Source organism: Kitasatospora sp. NPDC043950 (genome assembly GCF_056435345.1).
On sequence record NZ_JBWKER010000014.1, the window covers coordinates 1 to 4715 of the forward strand.

Below are 4715 nucleotides of genomic sequence, written 5' to 3' on the forward strand. Positions count from 1 at the left end.
CCCCCCCCCCCCCCCCCCCCCCCCCCCCCCCCCCCCCCCCCCCCCCCCCCCCCCCCCCCCCCCCCCCCCCCCCCCCCCCCCCCCCCCCCCCCGCGACCCTGCCGCCGGACATTCGTTCGGACTTTCTGTTATCGGCGCGTCGTCGGGCGGTCTCCCAGGTGTCGGCACCCGACCCGCCGACCCGGACAGAAAGCGTGGGCACGTGAACAGCGACGACAGGACGACCATCCTCCCGGCGAACGGTGCCGAGAGCGGTGCGCGGAGCGGAGCCTCCGGCCGACCCGGTGGCCGCGCCGCGCGCCGGGCCGCCCAGCGGCACACGGAACGCCCCGGAGGCCGGGGCCGCCGGGCCCGACGGCGCGGTCCGGTCGGCCCGGTCGCCGCCGTCGCCGCCGCCGTGGCCGGCACCGGACTGCTCGCCGCCCTGGTCGGCGCCGGCTACGCGGCCTACGGCGGCAAGCAGGCCGACCGGGACGCCACCGGTCAGGCGTTGGCGGCGGACGCCGCCCTGATAGCAGCCGAGGCCGGCACCCACGACGGCATCCAGGTCCCCGGCGCCGGGGGAGCGGGCCCCGACGTCGCCGCGCCGCCGGTCACCCCGGCCGCCACCGACGCGGCACCGGCCCCGACCAGTGCCGCCGCGACCACCCCCGCCGCTCCGGCGTCCCCGACGGCCCCGGCGACCGCGACGCCGACCCGGACGGCCACCGGGAGGCCGAGCCCGAGCACGCCCGTGACCCCTCCTGCTCCCGCCAAGTCCGCCGGCACCCCGGCCGCCGCGCAGCGCACCGGTGCCCCCGCCCCCACGAGCGCCTCGGCGCCCACCCCGGTCGGCGGCGGCGCCGCTCCCTCCTCCGCCCAGCAGGTCGTCGACCTGGTCAACGTCGAACGCGCCAAGGCCGGCTGCGGCCCGGTCAGCGCCGAGCCCCGGCTGGCCGGCGCCGCCCAGTCGCACAGCGACGACATGGCGGACCGCAACTACTTCGACCACGCCAGCCCCGACGGCGACCACGCCGACCACCGCATCGAGGTGACCGGCTACCGCTGGAGCACCTGGGGCGAGAACATCGCCCGCGGCCAGAAGGACCCGGCCGCGGTGATGGATTCCTGGATGAACAGCCCCGGTCACCGTGCGAACATCCTGAACTGCGCGTTCAAGCAGCTCGGGGTCGGTGTGCGGACCGGTTCCGGCGGCCCCTGGTGGACCCAGGTCTTCGCCGCCCCGGCCTGACCGGCCCTCCGGCAGGGTCCGTTTTCCGATTCCGCGCAAATTGTTGTTATCTGATCACTCACCACAGGTCTCCGAGGAGGCAGCGGCGAACGGAACACGGCAAGACGGAGTGCGGACCATGAACGCTGACGTGCAGAACAGGACCGGGACCACCCTGGTACGCGCGGCCCAGGCGGGCGACCGGCAGGCCCAGGAGGCGCTGGTCGCCGCCTGGCTGCCGCTCGTCTACAACGTCGCCGGGCGCGCCCTGGACGGTCACGCCGATGTCGACGACGTCGCCCAGGAGACCATGATCCGCGCCCTGGACGGCCTGGACGGGCTGCGCGAGCCGGAGTCCTTCCGCTCCTGGCTGGTCGCCATCACGATGAACCAGATCCGTCGTCGCCACGCCGCCGGCCAGCAGCAGCCCACCGTCGGGGGCCTCGACGAGACCTGGGAACTCGCCGACCCCAGGGCCGACTTCACCGACCTCACCGTCCTGCGCCTCGGCCTCTCCGGCCAGCGCCGGGAAGTCGCCGAGGCCACCCGCTGGCTCGACCCCGACGATCGCGAACTCCTCGCCCTCTGGTGGCTGGAGGCCAGCGGCGAACTCACCCGCACCGAACTGGCCGAAGCCCTCGACCTGACCCCGCAGCACACCGCCGTCCGCGTGCAGCGGATGAAGAAGCAGCTCGAAGCCGGCCGGATCGTCGTCCGCGCCCTCGGCGCCTACCCCCGCTGCCCCGAACTCGCCGACGTCACCACCGGTTTCGACGGCACCCCCAACTCCGTGTGGCGCAAGCGCATCGCCCGCCACATCCGCGGCTGCGCCACCTGCGACCGCCTCGGCCGCGACCTCTTCCCCGCCGAAGGACTGCTGGCCGGCCTCGCCCTGGTGCCGATCCCGCTCGGCTCGCCCGCGCTGCTGCACTTCCAGCACACCGCGGCCACCGTCGCCACCACCGCCCCGACCGCCGCGAGCACCCACGCGGGCTGGGCCGGGACCGCCGCGCGCAAGGCCGTCCTGGCGAGCGGTGCGGTGGCGGTGGTGACCGTCACCACCCTCGCCCTGGTCTGGTCGCACCCCGCCGACACCCCGAGGGAGGCGACCCCCGAACCCACCACCCCGGCCGCCGCTCCCGCCGCCCCGCTGCCCCCCGCGACCCCGGCCGCCGCCCCGGTCACCCTGTCGGCCACGCCCACGCCGACCCCCAGCGAGACACCGACGGCCACGCCGTCACCCACCGCCACCCGGTCGGTGGCCCCGCCGCCGCCCAGCCCGGAGCGCCAACTCGTCGACCTCGTCAACGCCGAACGCGGCAAGGTGGGCTGCGCCCCCCTGCGGATCGACCCCCGGCTGCACGCGGCCGCCCAGAAGCACGCCGACGACATGGTCGCCCGTGGCTTCTTCGACCACGTCAACCCGGACGGCGTCCGCACCGACGCCCGGCTGACGGCCGTCGGCTACCGCTGGTCCCAGTGGGGCGAGAACCTCGACCGGGGTCCGACGTCCCCCGCCACGGTGGTCGCCCACTGGATGGACGGCGGCATCCACCAGACCAACATGCTGGACTGCGGCTTCAAGGACGTCGGCGTCGGTCTGGCCACCGGCCCCGCCGGCGCCTACTGGACCCAGGACCTCGGCGCCCCGCTGTCCTGACACCGCACCGCAGCACCGTCGTACCGACACGTTGTCGCGCTGCTGCGAGCTAGGCGGGGGTGACCCCGACCAGTCCGTCGGCCGAGCCCGTCACGTACCCGGTCGCCTCCCCGACCACACCGCCCGCGTCCCCGACCTGCCCCGGCAACGCGTCCGGCGCACTGGTCAGCGACCCGGACATTCCCTCCTGCCCCCCGACGGCACTGGCGTGCGCACTCGGTGCGGTGAGCGAGGCCACGAAACCCACGGCGAGCGAGGCGACGGCGAGCATGCTGCGCTTCTTCATGGCGGGTCCAACGACGATCCGCCGGGCGGGTTACGAGGACGGCGGCGGATTCCCTCGTCCGTGGCCGTGCGGCCGGGGCCGCGGCACAGCCGCAGCCCGGTGACGGCCGGTCGGCCGAACGCTGGCGCCGCGGGCCCCGGACGGGCTGTCGGGCCCCGGGCCTTTTCCGGTGGCGGGAGGCGTGGGAGGGCGGTGGGATGGGGAGGGGTCGGGAATGATTCCGGCAAATCGGTTGAATCACCACACTTTCGGTCTCATCGACGTCGGTCTCATCGACCAGGACCCCCCACCGCGACACGAAGGGCACCCGATGCACGCAGCCGAGCTCACGCCAGCCGTCCTCGCCGAGCTGCGCCGCCCCCGGCGCTACCCGGCCGTCTCCGTTCTGCTGCCCACCCACCGCAGCGAGCCCGACAACACCCAGGACCCGGTCCGCCTGCGCAACCTCGTCGCCGAGGCGAAGAACCGGCTGCACGCCGACGAGGCGGTCAGCCGGGCCGACCGGCTGGACGTCGTCGAGCAGCTGGACCGCGCGCTCACCGAGGTCGACCTCGTGCACGCCGAGGACGGCCTGGTGATCTACGCCGCCCCCGGTGAGCACCAGGTGTGGTCCCTGCCGCGCCCGGTGCCCTCCCGGGTCGTGCTGTCCGAAACCTTCCTGACCCGCAACCTGGTCTCCGCCTACACCGCCGGTGCGCCCTACTGGGTGCTGACCGTCGCCGCCGACCGGGTCGCCCTGTTCAGCGGCAGCGGGGCGCACCTGGCCGAGCACACGGGTGCCGCCTTCCCGCTCGACCAGGTCCGGCCGGACTGGGACGTCGAGCGCCAGGAGCGGATCGGGGACGTACCGAGCACCTTCCGCGACGAGGAGACCCGCCGCTTCCTGCGTTCGGCCGACACCGCGCTGGCCGCCGTGCTGGAGGCCGACAACCGCCCGCTGTACGTGCTCGGCGAGGCCGCCGCGATCTCCCTGCTCGACGAGGTCGGCACCGCTGCCAAGCGGGCCACCGCCCAGGTCTCGCACGGCGGCCTCGGCCACGCCGCCGCCGCCGCGGTGGCCGAGGCCGTCCGGTCCACGGTCGCCGAGCAGGGCAGCAAGGCCGTCACCGAGTTGCACGAGCGCCTCGACCAGGCCCAGGGCGTGAAGGGCCTGGCCGCCGGCATCGACGAGGTCTGGCAGACCGTCGCCGAGGGCCGCGCCGCGCTGGTCGCGGTGGAGGAGGACTACTGGCAGCCCGTCCGGGTGACCGACAACCACCTCGTCCCGGCGGCGGCCGGTGAGCCCGACGTCCGCGAGGACATGGTCGACGAGATCGTGGAGCGCGCCCTCGACACCGGCGCCAAGGTGCAGTTCGTCCCCACCGGCGAACTCGACGCCCGCGGCCACATCGCGGCCGTCCTGCGGTACTGACCCGCCCGGTACTGACCCGCCCGGTATTGACCCGCTCGGTGGGGGGGCGGGGCGGGACCGGGACCCCACCAACCGTCTCCATGACCGGCTATCACAGAGGGAAACCCACCCCCAGTGAAACGAAAAAAAATAACACACCCCCAGTCCT

The 4715-nt window shown here is 75.1% G+C and carries 4 protein-coding genes; 3 read left to right on the forward strand and 1 reads right to left on the reverse strand.

The window, feature by feature from the left end:
- The first annotated feature begins 202 nt into the window (after positions 1-202).
- Both AC07BF_RS12150 and AC07BF_RS12155 read left to right on the forward strand, forming a co-directional pair.
- Positions 203-1231 carry a CAP domain-containing protein gene (locus tag AC07BF_RS12150; protein WP_478333319.1) on the forward strand — a complete coding sequence of 343 codons (1029 nt, stop codon included), beginning with the start codon at positions 203-205 and terminating at the stop codon, positions 1229-1231.
- A gap of 118 nt (positions 1232-1349) precedes the next feature.
- On the forward strand, positions 1350-2870 hold the full coding sequence (locus AC07BF_RS12155; RefSeq protein ID WP_478333320.1) for a sigma-70 family RNA polymerase sigma factor: 1521 nt from the start codon (positions 1350-1352) through the stop codon (positions 2868-2870).
- Positions 2871-2919: 49 nt separating this feature from the next.
- On the opposite strand, the gene AC07BF_RS12160 is transcribed toward AC07BF_RS12155, so the two are convergent.
- Positions 2920-3156, reverse strand: coding sequence for a hypothetical protein (locus AC07BF_RS12160; protein ID WP_478317137.1), 237 nt, complete (start codon positions 3154-3156; stop codon positions 2920-2922).
- Positions 3157-3466: 310 nt separating this feature from the next.
- On the opposite strand from AC07BF_RS12160, the gene AC07BF_RS12165 reads away from it, so the two are divergent.
- Complete coding sequence (locus AC07BF_RS12165; protein WP_400329230.1) at positions 3467-4567, forward strand: baeRF3 domain-containing protein; 1101 nt, start codon at positions 3467-3469, stop codon at positions 4565-4567.
- Positions 4568-4715 lie beyond the last annotated feature (148 nt).

What these genes read in the sequence shown, in the direction of transcription:
- AC07BF_RS12155 (WP_478333320.1), top strand. Translation starts at nt 1,350, where the DNA reads ATGAACGCTGACGTGCAGAACAGGACCGGGACCACCCTGGTACGCGCG.
- AC07BF_RS12165 (WP_400329230.1), top strand. Translation starts at nt 3,467, where the DNA reads ATGCACGCAGCCGAGCTCACGCCAGCCGTCCTCGCCGAGCTGCGCCGC.
- AC07BF_RS12160 (WP_478317137.1), bottom strand. Translation starts at nt 3,156, where the DNA reads ATGAAGAAGCGCAGCATGCTCGCCGTCGCCTCGCTCGCCGTGGGTTTC.